Origin of the sequence: Desulfatitalea tepidiphila (assembly GCF_001293685.1) — a bacterium.
Taxonomy (GTDB): domain Bacteria; phylum Desulfobacterota; class Desulfobacteria; order Desulfobacterales; family Desulfosarcinaceae; genus Desulfatitalea; species Desulfatitalea tepidiphila.
In genome coordinates, this window is the sequence record NZ_BCAG01000001.1 from 483,060 (window position 1) to 504,569 (window position 21,510).

General features: G+C 56.4%; 20 protein-coding genes. 12 read left to right on the forward strand and 8 right to left on the reverse strand.

Annotated elements, in window-relative coordinates; genetic code table 11:
* Nucleotides 1–51: 51 nt before the first annotated feature.
* From DFT_RS02145 to DFT_RS02175, 7 genes are all read right to left on the reverse strand, one after another.
* Nucleotides 52–1,719, reverse strand: a complete 1,668-nt coding sequence (locus DFT_RS02145) for a long-chain-fatty-acid--CoA ligase (RefSeq protein WP_076750323.1) — start codon at nt 1,717–1,719, stop codon at nt 52–54.
* A 278-nt stretch (nt 1,720–1,997) separates the two neighbouring features.
* Nucleotides 1,998–3,089: a 4Fe-4S binding protein gene (locus tag DFT_RS02150; RefSeq protein ID WP_054030058.1), complete on the reverse strand. Its 1,092-nt coding sequence runs from the start codon at nt 3,087–3,089 to the stop codon at nt 1,998–2,000.
* Between the two features lie 67 nt (nt 3,090–3,156).
* Nucleotides 3,157–4,311: an NAD(P)H-dependent flavin oxidoreductase gene (locus tag DFT_RS02155; protein WP_054029587.1), complete on the reverse strand. Its 1,155-nt coding sequence runs from the start codon at nt 4,309–4,311 to the stop codon at nt 3,157–3,159.
* A gap of 25 nt (nt 4,312–4,336) precedes the next feature.
* Entirely contained in the window at nt 4,337–5,140 is an 804-nt protein-coding gene (locus DFT_RS02160) for an SDR family NAD(P)-dependent oxidoreductase (RefSeq protein WP_054029588.1), read from the reverse strand.
* A gap of 184 nt (nt 5,141–5,324) precedes the next feature.
* Nucleotides 5,325–6,827: a 4-hydroxyphenylacetate 3-hydroxylase family protein gene (locus tag DFT_RS02165; protein WP_054029589.1), complete on the reverse strand. Its 1,503-nt coding sequence runs from the start codon at nt 6,825–6,827 to the stop codon at nt 5,325–5,327.
* A gap of 190 nt (nt 6,828–7,017) precedes the next feature.
* The gene (locus DFT_RS02170) at nt 7,018–7,740 is read right to left on the reverse strand and encodes a TetR/AcrR family transcriptional regulator (RefSeq protein WP_054029590.1); all 723 of its coding nucleotides are present in this window, start codon (nt 7,738–7,740) and stop codon (nt 7,018–7,020) included.
* Nucleotides 7,741–8,041: 301 nt separating this feature from the next.
* The gene (locus DFT_RS02175) at nt 8,042–8,965 is read right to left on the reverse strand and encodes an ROK family protein (RefSeq protein WP_054029591.1); all 924 of its coding nucleotides are present in this window, start codon (nt 8,963–8,965) and stop codon (nt 8,042–8,044) included.
* A gap of 563 nt (nt 8,966–9,528) precedes the next feature.
* Here DFT_RS02175 and DFT_RS02180 point away from each other — a divergent pair.
* Genes DFT_RS02180 through DFT_RS02190 form a run of 3 tightly spaced genes read left to right on the forward strand, consistent with a single transcriptional unit; the run spans nt 9,529 to nt 15,430 of the window.
* Nucleotides 9,529–10,986 carry a TolC family protein gene (locus DFT_RS02180; RefSeq protein ID WP_054029592.1) on the forward strand — a complete coding sequence of 486 codons (1,458 nt, stop codon included), beginning with the start codon at nt 9,529–9,531 and terminating at the stop codon, nt 10,984–10,986.
* A gap of 23 nt (nt 10,987–11,009) precedes the next feature.
* On the forward strand, nt 11,010–12,173 hold the full coding sequence (locus DFT_RS02185) for an efflux RND transporter periplasmic adaptor subunit (protein ID WP_054029593.1): 1,164 nt from the start codon (nt 11,010–11,012) through the stop codon (nt 12,171–12,173).
* Nucleotides 12,170–15,430 carry an efflux RND transporter permease subunit gene (locus tag DFT_RS02190; RefSeq protein WP_054029594.1) on the forward strand — a complete coding sequence of 1,087 codons (3,261 nt, stop codon included), beginning with the start codon at nt 12,170–12,172 and terminating at the stop codon, nt 15,428–15,430. Before DFT_RS02185 ends, DFT_RS02190 begins: the two co-directional genes overlap by 4 nt.
* A 68-nt stretch (nt 15,431–15,498) precedes the next feature.
* Here the strand turns inward: DFT_RS02190 and DFT_RS02195 are convergent, their stop codons facing one another.
* On the reverse strand, nt 15,499–16,620 hold the full coding sequence (locus DFT_RS02195) for a phage integrase N-terminal SAM-like domain-containing protein (protein WP_054029595.1): 1,122 nt from the start codon (nt 16,618–16,620) through the stop codon (nt 15,499–15,501).
* A 369-nt stretch (nt 16,621–16,989) separates the two neighbouring features.
* On the opposite strand from DFT_RS02195, the gene DFT_RS02200 reads away from it, so the two are divergent.
* The 9 genes from DFT_RS02200 to DFT_RS02230 all read left to right on the forward strand — a co-directional run bounded on the left by DFT_RS02200 (nt 16,990) and on the right by DFT_RS02230 (nt 21,472).
* Entirely contained in the window at nt 16,990–17,493 is a 504-nt protein-coding gene (locus DFT_RS02200) for a hypothetical protein (RefSeq protein ID WP_054029596.1), read from the forward strand.
* A gap of 59 nt (nt 17,494–17,552) precedes the next feature.
* Nucleotides 17,553–17,915: a hypothetical protein gene (locus DFT_RS02205; RefSeq protein ID WP_152971831.1), complete on the forward strand. Its 363-nt coding sequence runs from the start codon at nt 17,553–17,555 to the stop codon at nt 17,913–17,915.
* Nucleotides 17,916–18,002: 87 nt separating this feature from the next.
* Complete coding sequence (locus DFT_RS25650; RefSeq protein ID WP_152971832.1) at nt 18,003–18,416, forward strand: hypothetical protein; 414 nt, start codon at nt 18,003–18,005, stop codon at nt 18,414–18,416.
* Between the two features lie 150 nt (nt 18,417–18,566).
* Nucleotides 18,567–19,067, forward strand: a complete 501-nt coding sequence (locus DFT_RS25655) for a hypothetical protein (RefSeq protein WP_152971833.1) — start codon at nt 18,567–18,569, stop codon at nt 19,065–19,067.
* Nucleotides 19,068–19,223: 156 nt separating this feature from the next.
* Entirely contained in the window at nt 19,224–19,541 is a 318-nt protein-coding gene (gene sugE / locus DFT_RS02215) for a quaternary ammonium compound efflux SMR transporter SugE (RefSeq protein ID WP_054029599.1), read from the forward strand.
* Between the two features lie 81 nt (nt 19,542–19,622).
* Complete coding sequence (locus DFT_RS02220) at nt 19,623–19,952, forward strand: low molecular weight protein tyrosine phosphatase family protein (RefSeq protein WP_054029600.1); 330 nt, start codon at nt 19,623–19,625, stop codon at nt 19,950–19,952.
* A 74-nt stretch (nt 19,953–20,026) separates the two neighbouring features.
* Entirely contained in the window at nt 20,027–20,392 is a 366-nt protein-coding gene (locus DFT_RS25660; protein ID WP_152971834.1) for a hypothetical protein, read from the forward strand.
* Nucleotides 20,393–20,461: 69 nt separating this feature from the next.
* Nucleotides 20,462–20,887 carry a GNAT family N-acetyltransferase gene (locus DFT_RS02225; protein ID WP_054029601.1) on the forward strand — a complete coding sequence of 142 codons (426 nt, stop codon included), beginning with the start codon at nt 20,462–20,464 and terminating at the stop codon, nt 20,885–20,887.
* Nucleotides 20,888–21,025: 138 nt separating this feature from the next.
* The gene (locus DFT_RS02230) at nt 21,026–21,472 is read left to right on the forward strand and encodes a hypothetical protein (RefSeq protein ID WP_054029602.1); all 447 of its coding nucleotides are present in this window, start codon (nt 21,026–21,028) and stop codon (nt 21,470–21,472) included.
* The last annotated feature ends 38 nt before the right edge of the window (nt 21,473–21,510 follow it).

The following is a 21,510-nucleotide window of genomic DNA, read 5'->3' on the forward strand; positions in this document are numbered from 1 at the left end:
ATTTAATCGATTCGTTAAAATGAAATCCCGCTCTAATGACCGGGGGATTCCCTATTTCTTCATCTTTTTCTCTTCTTCGGCCCGCAGCACCTTGCGCAGCACCTTGCCGACCGCGGACTTGGGAATATCGTTCCTGAACTCGACCATCTTGGGCCGTTTGTAGGGCGCCAGCTTGTCTTTGCAGAACTCGATGATCTCTTCTTCGGTAGCGGTCTCTCCGGGTTTCAGGGTGACGAACACCTTGATCGTTTCGCCGCGATACTCGTCCGGTATGCCGATGGCCACCGCTTCGGCGACCTTGGGATGCCGGAAGAGGACTTCGTCGATCTCCCGCGGGTAGATGTTGTACCCGCTGGCGATGATCATGTCCTTGGTGCGGTCCACGATGAAAAGATACCCGTCTTCGTCCTGAACGGCCACGTCGCCGGTGTAGAGCCAGCCGTCCTTGAGCTGGTTGGCGGTCTCCTCGGGATTGTTCCAGTAGCCCTGCATCACCTGGGGTCCCTTGATGATCAGTTCGCCCGGTTCGCCCCGCTTGACTTCGGTGACCCCGTCGTTGGGATCGACCAGCTTGACCTCGGTATCGGGGAAGGGAACGCCGATGCTGCCTTCTTTTTTCAGCCCCATGTTGGGGTTGGCGACGCCCACCGAAGTGGTTTCACTCATGCCCCATCCTTCGCTGAACGACACGCCCAGGTCCTTGGCCCGCTCGATCAATTTGACCGGGCAGGGGGCGCCGCCGCTGTTGAGCAGGCCGAATTTTTTGCCCAGCCCGATCTCTTCGGCTCTGGGATGGTTGAGAATCGCATTGATCATGGTCGGCACGGCCGGGAAGAATTGGATGCGGTCGATGCCGGCCAGAAGATTCATCACCTCTTCGATGTCGAAACGCGGAACCAGGATCTGGGTGGCGCAGTTGAACATGCCCCAGTTCAAAACGATGATATCGCCATAGACATGGAAGAAGGGCAGCATGGCCAGGACGTTGCGTTTTTCCGGCGGGGTCTTGTCGTTGAGGAACGAGCCCCACATGCTGGCCTGAACGGTGGCGGCGATGATGTTGCCATGGGTGAGCACGGCGCCCTTGGGAATACCGGTGGTGCCGCCGGTGAATTGAATCAGGGCCGGATCGCTGGAGACGACGGGCACTCGCGCGGGCTTGGTGTCGGTGCTGCCGGCCAGAAGTTCGGAGAAGTGGTGCCAGCCTTCGGGCAGATCCATGTCCTTGGCGGTGCTCACACCAAAACCTTCGATATAGTCGGTCACCCGGGTGACGATCATTTTGGAGATATTCACCTCGGCGGCCAGGGCCTTGATGTTGGCCATCACCATATCGAAGGTGAACATGGCGGTCGTACCGGTGTTCTTGTTGATAGCGATGAGTTCCTGGGCCGTGTACATGGGGTTGAGATTGACCACGATGGCGCCCACGGCCATGGTGGCATAGTAGGCGATGGCGTATTGGGGGCAGTTGGGCAGATGGACGGCGACGCGATCCCCCTTTTTGATGCCGAGTTTGGTCAAAGCGTTGGCCATGCGCAGAACCTGTTCGCGCACCTGCCAGAAGGTCAGCTCGGTGCCGTAGAGATTGAACGCCGCCTTGTTGGGAAAGATGCTGGCCGCCAGGTTGACCAACTCATGGACCGGAATGTTGGGATAGCGGATGGATGTGGGGATATTAAAGTCGTAATTTTTGTGCCAGAACTTCTCTTCCATCATGTTGTCTCCTTTAATGCCCTATAGTGATTGTATCGACTCCTGCTCAGTCCAGTACGGGCCTATCTTTGCTGTAACAAAGAACGCCGAAGTCCACCTGTGGTTGGTCCGATTAAAGGTTGGTTGAACTCGTTTTTATTTCTATTACAATAGGTTGCATGGTGCTCAAGGCCTGGTCGGCCACCATGCAAACTGTCAAGTTGTTCCATTTTTTTACGATCTTCGCCATACGCTAGTTGGGCGTTAAATGCAACTTCGCGTGCGGCTCCCCTCGGATAGTTCTATTCCCCTACCATCGATAGGGGAACCAGAGAGGTGCCCCTGAGCTTGGCCGTTCGGGTCATCAATTTCCTGCCGCTGGCCGGCGGCTTGGACTGCTTATCTTCGGGTTTGAGTTCCAATTGTGCGGCTTCAGTGGGGCAGGTCGTGACGCAAAGCCCGCATCCGATGCAGCGGTCTTGATTCACCACGGCAATCCCATCCACCATGTCGATGGCGGCCATCTGGCAACGGTCCAGACACGTTTCGCAACCGGTACACAGTTCCGGGTTCACGTGCGCCCAGTAGTCGTTGAAGACCGCCTCGGCCGGCTTGGGCAGTTTGTTGAGCGTTCGCAGGACGCCGCAGCAATCGCCGCAGCAGTTGCACATGCCGCCCGGATTGATCATGTTGGCCGGTTGGTTGACCAGGCCCGCCGCTTCGCACCGGTCGAGCACCTCGAGGGCCTCTTGCTGGGTGATGTAGCGTCCCAGCTTGTTGTCCACATAATAGTCGGCATGCGAACCGAACGAGAGACACACCTCTTTGGGTTTGCCGCACCCCTTGTCCAGCAACTCTTGCTGTACCCGGCAGATGCAATCGGACAGGGCGATGGTCTCTTTGGTTTTGATGATCTCACGGGCCTGGGCATAAGGTGACACCGGATGGCTCACCGTGATGGATTTGTGTACCGGAATGGTGCGCAGGGGCAGAATGTTTTTTCCCGGCGTAAAGTCGAGCAGCCCCTCTTCGAGGTAGGCTTCCATCATTTCGGCCAGTTCTCGGTCCATGTTCTTGAGCTGGAACTCATACGAACCGATGACAAACGCCACGGCTGCATAACGCACGTCACCATTCTTGCGTTGACGGAAGATCAGTCCCCTGGCAGCCATGCGCTCGAGCAGTGCGCTCACCGCTTCCGGTGCCCGGCCGGTGCGTTCGGCCACGGCTTGGGGGGCCTCGAGCATCATGGTCATGTCGAGATACATGGCCGCTTCCTCCGGGGTGAAGAGCTTTTGTAGGATCTTCAGCTCGATGCCCGAAGCGGTTTTGGGAAAGCCTACCGAATACTGGTCCAACTGCTCGCGTAACTTGATATAGATAGAATCTGTCATGGTTTTCTTCCCCTCCGCGGGAGATCCAACGCCGATATCGGGCCGATTGGCCATTTGTGGATGGGCACTATTTCAGCCGTACCCGTTCGGGCAACTGCCTTGCCAGGATGTCCACCGTTTCGGCCACCATCTCCTCCAACACGGTCCGCGCCGGCTTGATGTCATGAATGATGCCCGATACCTGGCCGGCCAGACCGCCCACATAGTCGTCCTTTTTGGCTTCGATGAAACCGGCCAGCAGCGCCGAGGAGATCATCACCTGGGTCGGAAAAGGCAGAGGTGCGAGCCCCGATTCGGCCCACAGGTCGTGGAACTTGTTGTAGCTGGCGCGCAGGGTCTTGCCGGTGTACGCCGTGCTCACGCGGGTGTCTTCGTCCGTGGACGAGATGATGCGCTGCTTGTTGACCGGCAGGGCGCCGCCTTCGTTGGTGGCCAGGAAACGGGTGCCCACCCACACGCCGATGCAGCCCATGGCCAGGGCCGCTGCCACGCCGCGACCGTCGCCGATGCCGCCGGCCGCCAGAACGGGAACTGGGTTGGCTGCGTCGATGGCCGCCGGCAGCAGCGCCATGGTGCCGATACGGCCGGTGTGTCCGCCGCCTTCGTGGCCTTGGGCCACCAGCAGGTCAATACCCGATTCGGCCATGCGCCGGGCGTTTTTCGCGTTGCCGGTGATGCCCAGCACCTTCATGCCGTTGGCATGGGCCTCGGCCACCATGAATCCCGGGTTGCCCAGGCCGGCGCAAAAAAGAGGCACTTTTTCTTCGATGCACACCTTGACCGACTCCTGGGGCCGCATGGTGGTGGAGTTCATTCGCACCATCACCTCCACCTCGGGCAACCCCAGATCGGCCCTGACCTTGTTGACCCAGTCGAGGTGGGGCTTGGGCAGCAGCTTCAGCAGTTGGCTCAACGGCACCTCATCCACCTGCTTGCCGCCCATAGGGCCGCCCAGGTCGATCTTTTTGGGGAGCAGCAGGTCCACGCCGAAGGGTTTGTCGGTCTGGGCCTTGATTTCTCGGATGGCGCTGCGCAGCTCTTCCACCGTAAATCCGCTGCCGCCCAGCACCCCCATGCCGCCGGCCTCGGAGACCGCCACCACCAGTTCCACCGGTGCACCGGTGTTTTCGCCCATAAGGGTCGGCCCCATGCCGGCGCTGAGGATCGGATAGTCGATGCCCAGCATGTCGCACAGCTTTGTTTTCAACACAGGTCTGGCCATATTTTGATATCTCCTTAAAACTGGTTTAAAATTTCATTCCAGGCAAATTCAAAGATGCCGTATTGCCGCCGTCCACGGGCAGAGCCTGTCCGGTGATGTAGCTGGCCTCGTCGCTGGCCAGAAAAAGGATTGCGGCGGCGATCTCTTCGGGCCGGCCGTAGCGGCGCAGCTCGCATCGGCTGCCCAGCTTGCTCTCCTTGCCTTTATCCCGGGCATAGTCGAAGACCGGCTTGGTCATGCCGGTTTCGATGAGGCCCGGGCAGACCGCATTGACGCGCACATTGAAGCCGCCCAGGTCGCAGGCCGTTGTCATGGTGAGATTGATCAGGGCACTTTTGCTGGCGCTGTAGGCATTGCCGCCGGCGCCGGAGCGGATGCCGGCCACCGAAGCGGTGTTGACGATGGCGCCGCTTTTGCTTTCGATCAGATGTCTGGCCGCGTGCTTGATCATATAAACCGCGCCCAACACGTTGACTGCGTAAACCCGCTGCCAGTCCTCGCCGTCCCACTCTTCCGGACCGCCATACTGGCCGGTGATGCCTGCATTGTTACAGACGACGTGGATGCGGCCGAAGGTTTCGATCGCCAGGTCGACGAGGCCCTTGACCTCTGCTTCGGAGGCCACATTGACCTTGCGGGCGACCCCCTGGGCGCCGGCGGCTTTGACCATGGACAGGGTCTCTTCCAGCGCACTCTCCTGCATATCCGCCAGCACGAGGGCCGCTCCCTCGCGCGCAAAAAGGATGGCGGTCGCCCGGCCGATGCCGCTGGCGGCGCCTGTGATGATGGCCACTTTATCGTTCAGGCGGCCGCAGCTGTTCTGGTTCATCTGCCTGTTCTCCTATGGGTTGCACTGCAACGGTCAATGGCTGCCACCATCGCCGGCGTCAGCAATGGATGTACCCCTGTCCAAGAAAAGGGCAGGGGTACATCCTGTTTGGATTGGTATAACAACCGCTTTTACGGGCGATACGGCCGTGACGCCGCTCCGTTTCGCCCTGCGGGTTCGAACGTTATGCTTTTTTGGGTTTCGGGGCCAAAGCTTCCCGGTCCCCGCCGCTCATGCCGGCAATATATTTGACGACCTTTTTGCGGGATTCGATGTCGTATTGGGTCGTGATGGCGATCTGCTCCATGACGGGCGAGCCGCCGCCGTGATAGTTGCCGACGTTCATGATGCCGCCCGACGCCGAACAGAGCACGTCGCCCAGGTAGCGCCAGAACTGGGCCTGGTCTTCCACCGGCATCTTGGGATTACGCTGGGTGTACTTGAGCAGCAGGTCGCCGATATCCGGATTGGAGAAATCCTTTTCGTGGGGGAAGGTGGCCACCACGCCGCCGGCGATGTCGCACAGGATCTCGGCCTCTCTGTAGACCGCTTCGCCGGTCAGGCAGCGTCCCACGTTGCAGTAGATGGAGTGGGGGATGTAGGAACCCGGGCCGTAGGGCACGAAGCCGATGCCCGGCACGTACACTTCCGGTTTGCCCAGGTCCGAAGCCGTGTAACCGGCGGCGTATCCCAGCTCGGAGGTCATGATGATCTCGGCCAGCTTTTCACGGACATGGGATGCCTTGTGCACGTTGTTGACTTCGGCGGCCAGGGCGGCGGTGCCCAGGATGATGTCGCCGATGGCCGGTTTGCAGCCCGAGTAGGAGTGGCGGTGGAACAGGGCGAACAGCAGGGCCAGGACCCCTCCGTGCTGATGCTCGCCGGCCAGGAAGACCCGCTCCCAGGGGATGAAGCAGTTGTCGAAAATCATGTAGGAGTCGGTGGAGCCCGGCACGAAACCTCGCGCAAAGTGTTGGCGCGGACGCAGGTTGTGAATGGTGACCACCTGCTTCAAACCGTCCCAGTCGCCGGGAATGGCGAACGAAACGGCATAGTCCTTGTCTTCGGGACGCAGGGCGCGGGTGGGCACCACCAGCACTTCGTCGGCCACCGAGGCTTCGGAGATGTGCAGCTTGCAGCCTTCCACCACGATGCCGTCCTTGAGCCGCTCCTTAATATAGACGTAAGAGCCCGCATTGGGTTGGTCGGCCGGTCGCAGCATGCGGTCGCCCTTGACGTCGGTCTGGGCCGCGCAGCCCACCATGTCCTCGGTCTGGAAACGGGCCAGCCACTTCTTGAAGTTCTCGTGGTAGCTGGTTTCGCCCTTGTTCATCTTGTCCGCCTCGTAAGAGACGTTGTAGATGGCGTTGGTGGCGTCGATGCCCATGCAGCGCTGGATGCAGCCGCCCACCTTCTGGCAGAGCATGCGGGTCATGTCCTGCTTTCTATGAAGGTCTTCCTTGTTCTGGTGGATGTGGTTGAAGCGGTTGATGCGTTCGCCGGTCAGATGGGAAATCGCGGTCATCAGATCCTGGTTTTCCGGCTTTTGGGCTTCGTCGTAGGTCGTGCCGATGGTGTTGATGCAGTCCATCTGCATTTCGTCGGTCCGGTCGATCAGTTCGCCGTCGAAATAGAGGTTGCGTTTCATCTTGGAAAGCGCATTGATGTAATCCTGTTTTGTCCTCATGGGGGTCCTCCTTGCCCGAAGGTTCGAGCTAACACATTGATATAAAATGAATTCCCTTCAACCGAAAAAGGGGGCCGCAAAAACGGTGGTTTTGGATCGTCTAAACTGGCCATTTGCCTGGATAGGCCCGATGAAAAAGTCTTAGCAAGGGGAGTGGGGGCATGTCAATGAAAAAAATCGAGCGTTCGTTCTATTTTTTTATGAGGAACTCGCTGACGAATTCGACCACGAACTGGGCATACTGATCCACGGAAATATTGCGCTGGTTGTACTTGTAGCGTTTCAGATACCAATCCTGGAGCATGGCCTGGATGAGGCTGGCGGTCAGCTGGCTGTCCCGCTTGTGGAACTCGCCATTCTGCTGGCCTTCCAATATAATGTTTTCGATAGCTTTTTCCATGTTCAAATCACTGGCCACCGCTTTGTCGCGTTCGATCTTGCTGAGATTTTTGGCCTCCATGTAAGAAAAATAGTACCAGGGCTGCATGGCTTCGCTCAGGTACAGATGGGTGTATATGGCCGCCTTGAGCTTGCCCTGATTGGTGGTTTCTTCGTCGAGCCGCTCCCGCACGATGCGTTCGGAGATCGAGCGGCGTTGGTTCTGGAGCATTTCCACCAGTTCATCCTTGCTGGAAAAATAGGTGTACAGCGCCCCCATGCTCAACCCGCTTTCCCGGCTCAGGTCGCGCATGCTCATGGCTTTGAACCCCTTGCGGTTGCTGATCTTCAGGACGGCCCCGAAAATTTTTTCGAGATTCTTGAAGACGGTTTTTTCCTTTTTGACGCGCAGGGTCTCGCGGTTTTCAGAAATGGTCTCCTGGTAAATGTCCTTCTTGGAAATGGTGACGACTTTGCTGAATTCCGCAAAGGTGGTCGGTGGGTTGATGTCGGCGGTCTTTTTTTTCGCGGCCATGGCGTTTGTCAAGGGGCACCTTTCGTGTTCAATTGGAGTCCGTATGCTGAAGCCGTTTGCGGCGGCATTGCTCCGGGGCAGCTCATCGAGCGGACGTTCGTTTTATTTATACGGCTAACCATACCTGCTTTATACAAAATTGAAAAGCGCTTTTACAGTGTCCGTTCACAAATAGGCAAATTGGGTCGAGATCAAGGCGCGCGAAAAATTTAACCGCAGGCATATGGTCGATATTCCGAGGATTAAATTTTTCGCGCAACGCAGATATCGGATCAATTGGCCATTTGTGAACGGACACGTTCTAACATCCTATCCAGGCGGCGCCGTAAACCCCCGCCGAATCCCCCAAATGGTTTTTGAGGATGGGGGTTTGGACATTGGGGTGGAATGCATAGCGCCGAACGCGCGCCAGCCCCATGCTATAAAGCTCCTCGATATTGGACACGCCGCCGCCCAGCACGATGGCATCCGGATCGAGCGTGGATATCAGTCCGCCGACGCAGCGGCCGTAATCATCTATGAATTGTTCGAAGGCGACGGTGCAGTCCGGATCGTCGCCGCGCCGATACCCCTCGGTGATCTGCTCCAGGGTCAGCTTGCGGCCGCAGCGCTTTTCAAAGGCCCGGGCCACGCCGCCGCCGCTGATTTTCGTTTCGATGCAGCCTCGGTTGCCGCACCAGCAAAGCTCCCCCTGGGGATCGACTGAAAAATGGCCCCACTCTCCGGCGATCTGGTGCCGGCCCGAGTGCAACCGGCCATCGATGCAGATGCCGCCGCCGCATCCCGTGCCCATGATGATGCCGAAGACCAGGCCGTAACCCTGCGCCGCGCCCATTTGCGTTTCGGCCATGGTGAAGCAATTGGCGTCATTTTCCATCCCCATGGGGCGCCCCAGGCGATGTTCCAGGTCCCCTTTCAGCGGCCGGCCGATGAGGCTGGTGGTGTTGGCGTTCTGCACCAGGCCGGTGTGACGGTCGGTGGTGCCGGGTATGCCGACACCGATCTTGCAGGGGGCGCGGTTCGGCATTCCGTCGATCATCTCCGTCACCAGCCCGCAGATGGCGGTGCAGATCTCCTTGTACTCTGTGTCGGCATGCGCGGCGTGCCGCGGCGTTGCAATCCGCCGGCGGGCCAGGGTCCGGCCGTCGGGTGCCAGCAGCACGCCTTCGATCTTGGTGCCGCCCAGGTCGATGCCGATGCGGTATGGACGGGTTTGCGAAGTCATAGGCCGATCGATAAAAGGGTGATGGTAAGATGGTGTCGCCAGTCGTCCTTTCGAAAAATGAGCTGCGATCCGCTCAACAGATATCCGAAATTGATTCTCTTCGCAACTTTTTGGCGTCATGGCCGGCGATTATAACTGCGTGCCATTCATTGAATCCGGCCCGGGTGGGACAGGTGGCCGATGCCACACGCCAAGCGGTCAAGAGCCAGTAAAATGCACGGCGGGCGGCCCAGAAACTCGCTGCGCTCAAACAGTCTGGGCCGCTTGTCCGCCGTTTGCATTCAACTGGCTCTATTGACCGCAGGCTCACGTGGCCCTGGCCACCTGCCCCACCCACGCCTGCCATAATCGTTGCCATGCAAATTTTTTATCAAAAACTTTTTGCAAGCATGCCCTTCAGATTGAATCGAATTTGCTTAAAACGGCTGCACCTTGGCGGTTAGTGAAACACCTTCCATTGAAACCGGAAGCCGGTTGACCTATGATGATAGGCCAATACCACGCCATTTTCACCGAACCCCCAAACCGGCCGGCCTTGTCGGTCCATCAGATGGAGTACGCTCATGAGGTTGTTCAGGTGTTTTTCAGGATGCAACCGTGCCGTGGCGCGGGTGATGCGAATCGTCGGGTCGACGTTCTCCCTTCGGCTTTCGGGACCGGCCAACGCCTTGATTCCGCTTGCATTGGCCGCCGGGATCGTGTGCCATGCAGCGGTGCCGCCGGCCGGCGCCGAAAGCTCTTTGCCGACGCTCACCCTGGAGGACGCGATTGCGACGGCGGTGAAGTTCAATCCCTATGTCCAGGCGTCCCGTCATGAGGTGACGGCTGCCGATGCCCAGGTGACCCAGGCCCGCTCCGGACTGCTGCCCCAACTGGAGGTGTCCGAGACGTACAATCGCACCACCAGCCCGCTGTGGGCCTTCGGCACCCGGCTCAACCAGGGCGCGATCACGGCCCGGGACTTCGATCCCGACCGCCTCAACGATCCGGATCCCATCGACAATTTCCGCACCGCCCTCACGCTCTCGTGGAACATCTTCGACGGCGGCCAGACCTGGATCGGGTGGCGCCAGGCCCGGGAGAATCTGGAGGCCGGCAACCTGGCGCTCCAACGCACCGAGCAGGAGATCATCGCCCAAACCGCTATCACCTATGTGGGTTGCCTGCTGGCCGCCGAGGAGCGCGGCGTGGTCGACCAGGCCCTGGAGACGGCCGGGGCGCATCTCAAGGTGGTCGAAGACCGCGAGCGCAGCGGCCTGGCTGTCAAGAGCGACGTGCTGCGGGCCCGGGTGCGCATCGGTGAGCTTTCCCAGCAGCGGCTGCAGGCCGACAGCCAGGTGAACGTCGCCCTGGCCCAACTGGGCGCGGTGATGGGCACTCCGGACGCCGTGCCCCCAGGCACCCGGCTTGCGGGGGCCTTTTCCCAATGCACCGCCCCCCAGGGAGAACTGGATGCCTGGATCGAAACGGCCTTGAACCGGCGGTCCGATCTGAAACAGCTCGATCTGCAGGAGACGGTGGCCCGACGGCAGCTGGATCGGGCCCGCGCCGCCCATTTGCCGACCCTGGCGCTGCAGGGCAACTACGAAATCAACAGCGAAGATTTTTCCGATTCCCATGACAGTTACGCCGTGGGCGCGGTGTTGCAGATGAACCTGTTCAGCGGCCAGCGCATCTCGGCGCGCGCGGCCGAAGCCAAGGCCATGGCCGCCCGGGTGCGCGCCATGCGCGACGCCCAGGCGCTCAACGTGCGCGTGGACACCCAGCGAGCCTACTACCAGGCCCAGAGCGCCTGGCAGAGCATCGAGGTGGCCCGCACCGCCGTGGACCAGGCAGAAGAGGGATTGCGCATCACGGCCAACCGCTACCGGAACGGCCTGCTCGCCCTGGTCAGCCTGCTCGATGCCCAGGTGGCCTTGCAGCAGGCCCAGACCCGGCACTTCAAGGCCCTGCACGACTACAAAGTGGCACGGATCGCACTGGCGCTGGCCAGTGGCACCCTGGACAAGGACTTTAAATAATCGCCGATAGGGAGTGAGACCCAATGAAGCCAGTTCCCATCTTCATCGTGACCTTGTGGATGGCCGCCGTTTTAAGCGCCTGCGGCGGCGATATCGCGCCGGGCAACACCCCGCCCGGGGCCGCCCGGACCATCCAGGCGCCGGTGGCCGAGGCGCAGATCAGCCAGGAGGCGGTGCGCTACGAGGCCGTGGCCACCATCAACGCCCGTACGGCCAGCACCATTTCGGCCAAACTGATGGGCGCGGTCCAGCGCGTCCACGTGCAGGAGGGGGACGCGGTCAAGTCCGGAGATCTTCTGGTGACCATCGATCCGCGCACCGTCGCCGCCCAGTTGGACCAGGCCCAGGCCGGGTTGCGCGAGGCCATGCGGGCCCAGACGTCGGCCGTCTCCTCCCGGGATGCGGCCGCGGCGGCCGCCGACCTGGCCGCGTCCACCCACCAGCGCTACGAACAACTGCTCCAGGAGCATTCCGTCTCCCAGCAGGAATTCGACGAAGTCCAGTCCCGCAGCCGCCAGGCCCGGGCCGCCCTGGCCCAGGCCGAAGCCATGGTGGAAGCCGCCCGCTCACGGGTGCAGCAGGCCCGCGCCGCCCTGGAGCAGGCCACCCTGGCCCGCAAGGATGCCCAGGTGGTGGCGCCCTATGACGGCCGGGTGACCGCCAAGTTGATCGAGGAAGGCGACCTGGCCGCGCCCGGCACGCCCCTGCTCAACATCGAGCAGGAGGGGCGCTTCTGCGCCGACCTGGTGCTGCCCGAGCGCCACATCCAGGCCGTGCAGATCGGACAGAAGGTTACCGTGCGCGTGCCGGCCCTGGACGAGCTGGAAGTGGCGGGCGAGGTGGGCCGCATCGTGCCGGCCGCCGACGCCCGCAGCCGCAGCTTCGAGGTCAAGGTGGCCATGCCGTCGGACCTGCCGCTCAAATCGGGAATGTTCGCCCGGGTCTTTCTGCCCATCGGCGGGGCCGGCCTGCTGATGGTGCCCGAAACGGCCATCGTGCAGCAGGGCCAGCTCACCGGCCTGTTCGTCGTCGGAGAGGAACAGATCGCCCGCTTCCGCCTGGTGCGCACCGGCAAATCTCTGGGCGACCGGGTGGAGATCATCTCCGGCCTCAAAGCGGGGCAGCGCTATGTCAGCGACGTGCCTGTCACCCTGCAGGACGGCATGCGCGTGGAGGAGGTCCGATGAAGCCAGGTACCGGTGCCGCAGGCAAAATCGCCCATTTTTTCATCGACTCCAAGCTCACCCCGCTGGTGATCGCCGCCTCCATTCTGCTGGGCATCGCGGCCGTGGCGGCCTTGCCGCGCGAAGAAGAGCCCCAGATCATCGTGCCCATGATCGACATCTTCGTGCAGATGCCCGGCGCCGACGCCCGCGAGGTCGAACAGCGCATCACCGGTCCCATGGAGCAGCTGCTCTGGGAGATCCCCGGCGTGGAGTATGTCTACACCACCTCCAGCCCCGGCATGAGCATGGCCATCGTGCGTTTCTACGTGGGCGAGGACGAGGAGAACGCCATCGTGCGCCTGCAGTCCAAGCTCATGGCCAACTACGACCGCATTCCTTGGGCCGCCTCGCCGCCGCTGATCAAACCGCGGTACATCGACGACGTGCCCATCCTGGCCCTCACGTTCTGGAGCGAAGACGACGGCGTGGACCACTACCTGCTGCGCCGGGTGGCCGCCGAGATGGAAACCGTGATCAAGCGCGAAACCGATGTCTCCATCACCACCCTCATCGGCGGCACCCCGCGCCAGGTGCGGGTGCTTTTCGATCCGGTGCGCCTCTCGGCGGCCGGGATCGACCTGAATCAGGCCGCCGGCATGCTGCAGGCATCCAACCAGGCGTCGCACGCCGGCGCCTATCCTTCCCAGGCGGGCGAGGTGACCGTCCACGTGGGCGGATTTTTGAAAACAACCGAGGATGTCCAACGGGTGGTGCTGGGCAACTTCCACGGCCGGCCGGTCTACGTTCAGGACGTGGCCGAGGTGGTCGACGGCCCGGCCGAGCCGGACCAGTACGTCTTCTTCGGCACAGGCCCGGCCGGCGAAGAGAAGCAGATCGAATCCCGGGGGATCCGTCCGGCGGTGACGCTCTCCCTGGCCAAGCGCAAAGGCACCAACGCCATCGACGTGGCCGAGCGGGCGCTGCACCGCATCGAGAAGATGCGCGGCAGCAAACTGCCCGACAACATCCAGATGACCGTCACCCGCAACTACGGCGAGACCGCGGCCGAGAAGTCCAACGAACTGCTCTACCACATGGCCATCGCCGTGATCTCCGTCACGTTGCTCATCTGGTTCGTCCTGGGCCGGCGCGAATCGGGCGTGGTGGCCCTGGCCATCCCCGTGACCCTGGCGCTCACCATGGCCACCTTCTACCTCTACGGCTATACGTTGAACCGTATCACCCTCTTCGCCCTGATCTTCTCCATCGGCATCCTGGTGGACGACGCCATCGTGGTGGTGGAGAACGTGGTGCGCCACTACCACCTGCCGGAGAACAAGGGGCGCAGCCGCTTCAAGGTGGTCATCGAGGCCGTGGACGAGGTGGGCAACCCCACCATCCTGGCCACGCTCACCGTCATCGGCGCCATCCTGCCCATGGCCTTCGTGGGCGGCCTGATGGGGCCCTACATGCGCCCCATTCCGGTGGGCGCATCGGCCGCCATGTTCTTTTCTCTCATCGTGGCCTTCATCGTCACGCCCTGGGCCTCGGTGCGCCTGCTCAAGAGCGACGGCACCGGCGAACACGGCGGCGGCCATGACCACGGCGGCGAAGACTGGTCCACCCGGCTTTACCGCCGCGTCATGGACCCTTTGCTTCACAACCCGCGCTGGCGCTGGATCTTTCTTATCGGCGTGGTGGGCCTGCTCGTCGTTGCGTGCGGCCTTGTGGCCGTCGGTTGGGTCAAGGTCAAAATGCTGCCCTTCGACAACAAGAGCGAGTTCCAGGTGATCATCGACATGCCCGAGGACGCCACCCTGGAGAGCACGGCCGCCGCGGCGCGCGAAATGGGCGACTACCTGGCCACGGTCAACGAGGTGACCGACTACCAGATTCACGTGGGCACCAGCGGCCCCTTCAATTTCAACGGTCTGGTGCGCCATTACTACCTGCGGCGGGCGCCCTACATGGCCGACATCCAGGTGAACCTGGCCGCCAAGCACCATCGCGCCGAGCAGAGCCATGCCATCGCCAAGCGCGTGCGGCCGCCCCTGGTGGAGATCGCCCGGCGCCACAACGCCCGCATCAAGGTGGCCGAGGTGCCGCCCGGCCCGCCGGTGCTCTCCACCCTGGTGGCCGAGGTCTACGGCCCGGACTACGACCGCCAGCGCGAGCTGGCCGGCCGGATCATGCAGATCTTCGAAGAGACCGAAGGCGTCGTGGACGTGGACTGGTTCATGGAAGACGACCATCTGCGCTACGAGCTGGAGATCGACCGCGAACAGGCCGCCCTGCACGGCATCAGCGTCGCGCAGATCGCCGACACCCTCCAGCTGGCCCTGGACGGCCGCCAGGTGGGACTGCTGCACCAGCCCCTGGAGCGCGAGGACGTGCCCGTCGTCGTGCGCCTGCCCCTGGCCCAACGCGCCGACATCCAGCGGCTGCAGGCCATCAAGGTGCGCGCCGCCACCGGCGACCTGGTGCCGCTCAGCTCCCTGGTGCGGCTCGAGGAGACCACCGGCCAGAAGAGCATCTACCACAAGAACCTGATGCCCGTGGTTTACGTCATCGCCGACGTGGCCGGCGCCAAGGAGAGTCCGGTCTACGCCATTCTCGAAATGCAGAAGAAGATCGCCCAGCTCCAGATCCCCGAAGGGTATGAGATTGCCCAGCACACCGCCCAGCTGCCCGACAGCGACCGCAAGTTCGCCATGAAGTGGGACGGCGAGTGGCATATCACCTACGAGGTCTTCCGCGACCTGGGCATCGCCTTCGGCGTGGTGCTGGTGCTGATCTTCGTGCTGGTGGTGGGCTGGTTCCAGTCCTTCTCCACCCCCATGGTGATCATGGTGGCCATCCCCTTTTCGCTCATCGGCATCCTGCCGGCCCACTGGGCCATGGGGGCCTTCTTCACCGCCACCTCCATGATCGGCTTCATCGCAGGCGCCGGCATCGTGGTGCGCAACTCCATCATCCTTGTGGACTTCATCGAACTGCGCATCAGGGAGGGCATGCCCCTGGACCAGGCCGTCATCGACGCCGGCGCCGTGCGCTTCCGGCCCATGATGCTCACCGCCGCCGCCGTGGTGGTGGGCGCCTCGGTGATTCTCTTCGACCCCATTTTCCAGGGCCTGGCCATATCGCTCATGGCCGGCGAGATCGCCTCGCTGCTCTTTTCGCGAATGACCGTGCCGATCCTCTACTTCCTGGACAAACGCTGGGAGTTCGCCCACGGGCACGGGCTGGCCGGTCAGGGCGGGGAGGCACTGGAAGAGTAGAATGGCGGGCGGCTGCCAGGGACATACGATTCCGGCGGTCGATCGAATCGGTCCGCGTGTTCGGTCCCTCAGGTGGCCTGACTGTCCAGCGGGCTTCGAACGCCAAGGGCATTTTTTCGGGCCACATGGGTATAGATCATCGTGGTGTTCAAATCGGCATGACCCAAAAGTTGCTGTATCGTCCGGATATCATAGCCGTCCTCAAGCAGATGGGTAGCAAAAGAGTGTCTCAGCGTGTGGGTGGTCACCCTAAACCAGATCCACTCCTTGGCGGCCCCGGGGTACTTTCTATCCAGAGCGCCAGGCAGATGGACACCGGCGACATCTGCTTTTCGGTCGCCCTCATAAATTGCTCGTATCCTTTTGAGATGCATCCTAACCTCATCCGCAAGACATTCCGGAAAAAGCGTTTGTCGGTCCTTGTCGCCTTTGGCGGCACGGATTGTGAGCGTATTCCGCTCGAAATCCAGGTCCTGGACCCTCAAGCGAACGCATTCATCCCGGCGCAGTCCGCCGCCATAAATGATTTTGGCCATAAGGAGGGTCGTACCATATAGTTTGTCAAAGAGCAGCGAAACTTCATCGCGGGATAGGACCGTTGGCAGGCGTGCACCCCGTTTAGATCTTACCGCATTATGAATAGAGCCGATTTCTTTTTCAAGGATGTGACGATAAAAGAATAAAATTGCATTGAATGCCTGATTTTGGGTGGATTTGGCGACATGTCGATCTACCGACAGATATGAGAGGAAGTCGATAATATGGGAATCGGACAAACGCGCAGGCAGCTCCGGCTTCACGAATAAATAAAAATCGCGCAACCATTTCATGTAGGTTTGCTCGGTGCGATATGATCTTTGTTTAAGCCTGAGAATCCGCACCATTTTTTCGCCGGCCAATTTCCAGTCGTCAATAGGCATGGCACCGCCTTTGACCGGCTTTGCTTCGATTCTTTTGATGAAATAGCAATACAAACGGACTGCCTGTCCGGCCTGATCGACTTGCCATTGTTCATGGTGTTTGGCCATCCGGTTCAGAAAGGGATCAATTTGTTTTTCAAGGGAGATAAGATCCGGCCTGCTTTTGCAGAACATCACGAACTCCCTGGTCCATCTCAGATAAAAGGGCAGGTGCTTTTGAGGGACGGTTTTGATCGTTTTCAAGTAGTTGCAAAAATCGTCGAAAGACATCGCATAATTCTCCGTCGGTATTATGCAGCATGCTGCATAATATCAATAATCAGGACAAAAAGCAGAACGCAGCCGTAAATGAGGTGGCGGGGAAAGATATAAAATTCAGAACGGCGGCGATTAGATGTATCTGTTTTTAATGTAATAATTTGGCGTGTTGATCAATCTGATGCGATCGGAATAACGTTTTGTAGAGAAATAATTTTAATTTTGTCAAGAATTTATTTGCCATTTGGTCCTAATTGTCAATATACAGTTTAAATACAAATGGTTCTAATTTTTATCAGGGCGAATGAGCGGAAGCTTCTCGGAAGGCCGCTCTGAGAAACAAGGAATGCTGGATAATATTAATGTTGGACGTATAGAAGCATGTTTACAAAGCAGAAAGTTATAGAGTGTATTTTGGACACTGATGGAATGACGAGGGATATTACATTCACGCCGACGTCACATTTTTATATGGTAGAAGCAATAAAGAATTTCACAGAAGGATATAGAATAGACAATGCAACTGATAATGAAGGCGAAGATGTTTCAAGACTTCTGAAAGAAAATCCGGCCAAAATATTAAGTGAGGGAAATGGTTATATTCATTGCGTTTTGGTATCCGACCAACAACTAATTCCGTGTATTCAATTATTCATTGATTGGGACAGCCAGAAAAAGGACGAATATTGCCTTGAAATATCATTTTTTCCGAATGACATTAATCCTGCTTCTTTTAAATTGCATGATTTCATGAAGTTGATAGATAAATGGGCATCCATTTTAAATGCCAAGGACTATTTTGTACATTATGAAAATGCAAGTTGGGACCTCTACGATCCAAAGGGATTTGGAGTTATTTATACAAAACAAAATCGCCCAACATAAGCTTGCACGGGATCGCGGCAAAGGTCGCCGCTCCCCGTGAAGCTTGGCGTTAAATGTATATGGACAAAGATACTCTTACATTCCTTCTTAAGGGTGGCCATATGAATGTGCCGGATAGGGTTGCGAAAGGCATATGGCCTCACCCCCCTTTAAATTACAACGAGGTGCGGGCTCATTTGGTTTCTTTGATTACGCAAACTGAATGGTTCCCATGCGATCTGTCAAAAGGGAAGGAAGGAGTGGTTATCCAAAACACGGGCAAAAATTATATCTGCCATATTTTGCACTATAGCGCATTCGGTGCGCCAATCGTCAGTGAGAAAAGAGAAAAGGCATTTAAGAAACCAGAAGATGCAGCAGATTTTTATTTAAAATGGGACCTGTATCTTCCAGGGGATTTGGACAGTTGGAAGGTTGAATGACAATCTCATTTAACAATCGCCTCTACTCGGACGCGCGGAAGCCCGCCGCGCGCCGGTAAGGCGCACGTTATGCCGTAGGAATAAATTATGGGCAAAATTTTTGAATTTCTTATTCCAACTCTATTTTATATACTGCCAGTTGCTGGTGCAACATATACGATCGGAAAGATATTTTATCGGCAAATAGTTGATTTCAAAAAAACTCAAGAAAGTGGATCAACAAACTTTTACGGCTTTATAAAACTTGTAGGGATTTTTATTTTTTTAGTTTGGGGATGTCTTTTGAGCATTTTCCTAATTGTTGTATTCTGGTTTCCAAATATTGAAATACCAAAATCGATAAGGATCACTGGGTTATTTCTTTTAATTCCTTACATACTCTGTGTTGGTGCTTTATATGGTCTAACTAGAGTTATTGAGAGTGGTGCAGGCTCAGCTACTGGTATTTTAAAAGGCCTCACAGATATGGTTTCAGGTGAGCAATCTGGAAAAAAAGAATGAATAAAAGGCATAACCTATCACTAAACTCAGACGGCTAAAAGCGGGGCGAATTGAGCGCCATTGAGGTTTACATTTTCAGAAGCTATCAGGAAGGCTGTGCCAACCTATCCGCCGCCGGTTAGTTTTGTGTTAAGCCTGAGAGAATAATAGATGATTCAAACCATATTTACTGCTTTATCGGCACTTGCGGGTGGTTTTATAGGTGCCTATTTCACTCGCCAATCACAACATCATAAATGGCTTCTTGAAAGAAGGGCAGAATCTTTTGCACTCTTTTTGGAAAAGCTCGACGAAGGAAGGATGAAAGCAACTGATATATTATATCATCACGACTCTGTTGATAATTCTAAAGAACGGAGTACGCGATTGGTCGAAGCTTACCTTCCTGCTTTGAATTACGCTAAAATTGTAAAGCTATATTTGCCTAAGGACTTGCGGGAAGAGTTTTATGATTGTGCCAAAAAGTATTCAGTGCTCCACACTGCCTCCGATTTAGGAGACCAGCGACTTCAGACTATGCATAAACACTCTGATCGCATTCAACAAATATTTGAAGATGAATTATCGGCTCATTTTTGGCTAAAACCCTTCATACAAAGGATTAAGGGCTTAACAATGCGGTTCAAGGGACAGCAAGGGCCCGGCCATTAAGGAAAACAGTGCAGGCGAAAGTATCGTCACCTTTACAAAGGTTGGTGGAAGCCTTGCTGCCCCCGACCGCAGCGTTAGGCATTCATTCTGAAGTGAGGACGACCTCACCTCTCAACTTCGTTAGGGGACGGCCCCAAAGCTAATTGAGAGGTGTTTATGAGTTGGGTAATTTTGTTTATAGCTGGCCTTTTGGAGATTGGTTGGGCCATTGGATTAAAATATACAGATGGGTTTACGAAACCATGGCCTGCTTTTGGCACGGTGATTTCACTGGTGGCAAGTTTTCTCTTGCTAGGCTTGGCTTTGAAAACGTTGCCCGTCGGTACAGCCTATGCGATATGGGTTGGTATTGGTTCTGTAGGTACGGCACTTCTAGGCATTTTATTGTTCGGCGAGTCAACGGACGTTCTTAAGCTAGTAAGTTTAGGGCTGATCTGTGCGGGTATTGTTGGCCTCAAACTGGCCCATGCCTAACAAAACGCTGCACTCGGATAAATTACTCGCTGCGCTCCCAATTTACCGGTGAGCGTGGCGTTAGCGAAGAAATCACAAATTATGAAACATGTTTTGTTCTTATGCAGTCAAAACAAGTTAAGAAGTCCCACTGCGGAAGCAATTTTCTCTGGAGCTGATGGTTTCGAAGTGAGGTCAGCCGGTTTGAATAATGATGCTGTTGTTCCAACATCTCCGGAACTTATAGAATGGGCCGACTATATTTTTGTAATGGAGAAACCACATAGAAACAAGTTGCGGAAAAAGTACCGTAAATTTATCAACAAACAAAGGGTGATCTGTCTGGATATCCCTGATGAGTTTGAGTATATGGATGAAGGGCTCATAAAGCTATTAAAGCAGCGCATAGGCGTATTTTTTCAGAATCCATAGGGGTTCGCTAACCACGGCTTGCACAGGATCGCGGCAAAGAGCGCCGCTCCCTGTGAAGCCGAAAGTTATACCTCATGAAAGATATGAAAACAGTTCCTGCTGAAGAACGATTAGGCAAGGTTGACTATAGCAACTATAGTGATTGGGATACATATCCAAGATCTGTTTATGAATGTCCATTTTGCCAAAAGGGTTTGTCCTTATCATTTAAGGATTTCGAAAAACATAGTCTATCAGAGTTTACAAATCTGAGTGAAGACATGGCCCATAAAATTGATAATCTTGTTAGCACATTGGACAAAGGAACCGCCAATTCATTTTTGGATTTCCAATGTCAAGGTTGTCATCGTCCAGTTCGCATATACTACACTGCTTGGGCAGGTGGCAGGCATGGAGAGGCTGGATTCCAAATTAACTTCATAATAGAAAACAAGGTATAACCAGCGTGTGCTTGGGACGGCGAGGAGCATGCCGCCCCAGACACGCGGCGTTCGATTTGTGAAGTAACTATGAAGATCATCATAAAATACGGAATTGAAAATATCGATTGGGTAGCATTGTGCGAGATATTTAGGCTTGCACCCCTCGGTACACGTGAACCAAATAAGTTAAAAGAAGCAGCAAAAAATAGCCATACTGTTTGTTCTGCATATCTTGATCATGCAATCATTGGTTTTGGTCGTGCGATTTCAGATAGTCAATATCAATCAGCCATCTATGATGTGGTCGTATTGCCTGAGTTCCAGAATCAAGGCGTGGGTAAATCAATTATGGAAGCGCTTCTATCGAAATTGCCGAAAGGTGGCCCTGTGCTGATCTACGTTGCACCTGGGAAACAGGATTTTTACCGTAAATTCGGCTTTGGCAATTTAAAAACCGGGATGGGATTATTCCCAAATCCTGTGATGTCGAGAGAAAATGGGTATCTCGAATAAAAGGGAATCGAACCTTAGGCTCCATTGGACCGCAAAAGGCGGGCGACTGTGGCTGTAGCGATTTCATCATCTAACTTTTCATTGGTGAACGTCGTATGCTTTTGCGGCCCATGAGCCATACGTTCGGTGTGTAGAAACATGAAATCAAAAAGCGAAATCCTTTCCGATGGTACTGAAATATTAAAACCACTGATGGTAAAAAATGGTTTTCAATTTTTCGTCGAAGGGAAAGGGCAGAGTTCGGGTGGTAATTTTGCATTCGGGTCATGGAAGAAAGAAGACAGAAAACTTGAGTATCATTTTCGTTTTTCGCTCGGTTTAGTGGAATATTCACTATGTGAGAAATCGATTGGTCATGAATTTTTCCTTTGGGCATTAACCGGACAAAAGCGTATAGCAAAATATCCGGGCTCTTCTGAAGATCCATTAGATGGTTTCCGTAGGTTATTCGACGATTTAAATCAATATTGCGCTGTCTTTTTGAGTGGCTCAGATTCAGAATTGGAAAAAGCTTTACAAAAGGCAGAGAAACTAAAGAAATATTGGGAATCTTTAAGTCCATTCAAAAAAATGGAAATCAAATAGGACACCGAACAATCGCTTGCATGCAGACCGGGCGGGCC

Bases quoted from the DNA above. Each gene is read 5' to 3' on its own strand.
- DFT_RS02165 (WP_054029589.1), bottom strand. From the start codon at position 6,827: ATGAGGACAAAACAGGATTACATCAATGCGCTTTCCAAGATGAAACGC.
- DFT_RS02225 (WP_054029601.1), top strand. From the start codon at position 20,462: ATGAAGATCATCATAAAATACGGAATTGAAAATATCGATTGGGTAGCA.
- DFT_RS02170 (WP_054029590.1), bottom strand. From the start codon at position 7,740: ATGGCCGCGAAAAAAAAGACCGCCGACATCAACCCACCGACCACCTTT.
- DFT_RS02180 (WP_054029592.1), top strand. From the start codon at position 9,529: ATGAGGTTGTTCAGGTGTTTTTCAGGATGCAACCGTGCCGTGGCGCGG.
- DFT_RS25650 (WP_152971832.1), top strand. From the start codon at position 18,003: ATGGGCAAAATTTTTGAATTTCTTATTCCAACTCTATTTTATATACTG.
- DFT_RS02145 (WP_076750323.1), bottom strand. From the start codon at position 1,719: ATGATGGAAGAGAAGTTCTGGCACAAAAATTACGACTTTAATATCCCC.
- DFT_RS02205 (WP_152971831.1), top strand. From the start codon at position 17,553: ATGGACAAAGATACTCTTACATTCCTTCTTAAGGGTGGCCATATGAAT.
- DFT_RS02175 (WP_054029591.1), bottom strand. From the start codon at position 8,965: ATGACTTCGCAAACCCGTCCATACCGCATCGGCATCGACCTGGGCGGC.
- DFT_RS02190 (WP_054029594.1), top strand. From the start codon at position 12,170: ATGAAGCCAGGTACCGGTGCCGCAGGCAAAATCGCCCATTTTTTCATC.
- DFT_RS02220 (WP_054029600.1), top strand. From the start codon at position 19,623: ATGAAACATGTTTTGTTCTTATGCAGTCAAAACAAGTTAAGAAGTCCC.
- DFT_RS02160 (WP_054029588.1), bottom strand. From the start codon at position 5,140: ATGAACCAGAACAGCTGCGGCCGCCTGAACGATAAAGTGGCCATCATC.
- sugE (WP_054029599.1), top strand. From the start codon at position 19,224: ATGAGTTGGGTAATTTTGTTTATAGCTGGCCTTTTGGAGATTGGTTGG.
- DFT_RS25655 (WP_152971833.1), top strand. From the start codon at position 18,567: ATGATTCAAACCATATTTACTGCTTTATCGGCACTTGCGGGTGGTTTT.
- DFT_RS02195 (WP_054029595.1), bottom strand. From the start codon at position 16,620: ATGTCTTTCGACGATTTTTGCAACTACTTGAAAACGATCAAAACCGTC.
- DFT_RS25660 (WP_152971834.1), top strand. From the start codon at position 20,027: ATGAAAGATATGAAAACAGTTCCTGCTGAAGAACGATTAGGCAAGGTT.
- DFT_RS02200 (WP_054029596.1), top strand. From the start codon at position 16,990: ATGTTTACAAAGCAGAAAGTTATAGAGTGTATTTTGGACACTGATGGA.
- DFT_RS02150 (WP_054030058.1), bottom strand. From the start codon at position 3,089: ATGACAGATTCTATCTATATCAAGTTACGCGAGCAGTTGGACCAGTAT.
- DFT_RS02155 (WP_054029587.1), bottom strand. From the start codon at position 4,311: ATGGCCAGACCTGTGTTGAAAACAAAGCTGTGCGACATGCTGGGCATC.
- DFT_RS02230 (WP_054029602.1), top strand. From the start codon at position 21,026: ATGAAATCAAAAAGCGAAATCCTTTCCGATGGTACTGAAATATTAAAA.
- DFT_RS02185 (WP_054029593.1), top strand. From the start codon at position 11,010: ATGAAGCCAGTTCCCATCTTCATCGTGACCTTGTGGATGGCCGCCGTT.